The organism is Sphingomonas sp. Ag1 (genome assembly GCF_000980895.1).
Classification (GTDB): domain Bacteria; phylum Pseudomonadota; class Alphaproteobacteria; order Sphingomonadales; family Sphingomonadaceae; genus Sphingomonas; species Sphingomonas panaciterrae.
Map to the genome: position 1 here is coordinate 1 of NZ_LAZX01000014.1, position 1,449 is coordinate 1,449.

Sequence of the window (1,449 nt, forward strand, 5' to 3'; positions counted from 1 at the left end):
CGTCGCCGCGCTGGGCGATCAGCGCAAGCGCGGCGCGCACCACACCCTGCTGTTCCACGACACGCACCACCGCGCGGTGAGCGAGCCCGAGGCGATGCGCGCCTATGACCTCAGCGGCTATGACGGCGTCCTCGCGTTCGGCGAGACGCTGAGCGAGATCTACCGCGACTGGGGCTGGGGCAAGCGCGTCTGGACCTGGCATGAGGCGGCCGACCTGCGCCGCTTCCACCCGCCCGAGGTGGAGGGCGAGCGTTCCGGCCTCGTCTGGATCGGCAATTGGGGCGATGGCGAGCGTACCGAGGAACTGGAACGCTTCCTGTTCGCCCCGGCGCAGGGCGCGAAGCTGCCGCTCGATATCTATGGCGTGCGCTACCCGGCGGAGGCGCTGACGACGCTCGATCGCTACGGCGTGCGCTATCACGGCTGGGCGCCCAATGCGGCCGCGCCCGATATCTTCGCCCGGCATCTCGCCACCGTGCACGTGCCGCGGCGCTATTATGCCACCATCCTGCCCGGCATCCCCACGATCCGCGTGTTCGAGGCGCTGGCGTGCGGCATCCCGCTGGTGTCGGCGCCATGGGACGATGCGGAGGGGCTGTTCAGCCCCTGGCAGGATTATCTGGTCGCCCGCGACGGCGCGGAGATGACCCGCCACCTCACCGCATTGCGCGACGATGCTGGCCTGCGCCGCTCACTCGCCAGGCACGGCCTCGCCACGATCAAGGCGCGCCACACGTGCGCGCATCGCGTCGACCAGCTGCTGGCCATCGTCGCCAGCCTGCGCTCGCCCGAACAGACGAAGGACGCCGCATGAAGATCGCCTTTTACGGCTCAAGCCTGCTGTCCTCCTATTGGAACGGCGCCGCGACCTATTATCGCGGCATCCTGAAGGCGCTGGCGGCCCACGGTCACCAGATCACCTTCTACGAACCCGACGCTTTCGATCGGCAGTCGAACCGCGACATCGAACCGCCCGAATATGCGACCTCGATCGTCTATCCCGCGACGCAGGAGGGCCTGCAATCGGTCCTGGCCGAAGCGCACAAGGCCGATGTGGTGGTGAAGGCCAGCGGCGTCGGCGTGTTCGACGCGGAGCTGATCGCCGGCATCATCGACCATGCGCGCGCCGACGCGCTCAAGATCTTCTGGGATGTCGACGCCGCCGCCACGCTGGACGAAATCCGCGCCGATCCCGCGCACCCCGTCCGCGCCGCGCTGCCGCAGCTCGACATGGTGCTCACCTACGGCGGCGGCCCGCCGGTGGTCGAGGCGTATGAGGCACTCGGCGCCGCGCGCTGCATCCCGGTCTACAATGCCGTCGATCCCGGTACCCATCACCCGGTCGCGCCCGATGATCGCTTCGCCTGCGACCTGGCCTTCCTCGGCAACCGCCTGCCCGATCGCGAGGCACGCGTGGAGCAATTCTTCCTCGCCGCCGCCGCCGCGCTG

2 protein-coding genes are annotated in these 1,449 nt (G+C 69.4%); both read left to right on the forward strand.

Annotated features, from left to right (window positions below):
* The coding region (locus XM50_RS00110; RefSeq protein ID WP_046406299.1) for a CgeB family protein at window positions 1–814 on the forward strand (814 nt) is incomplete at its 5' end.
* A partial coding sequence (locus XM50_RS00115; RefSeq protein WP_046406301.1) for a CgeB family protein occupies window positions 811–1,449 on the forward strand: 639 nt, incomplete at its 3' end. The genes XM50_RS00110 and XM50_RS00115, both read left to right, overlap by 4 nt.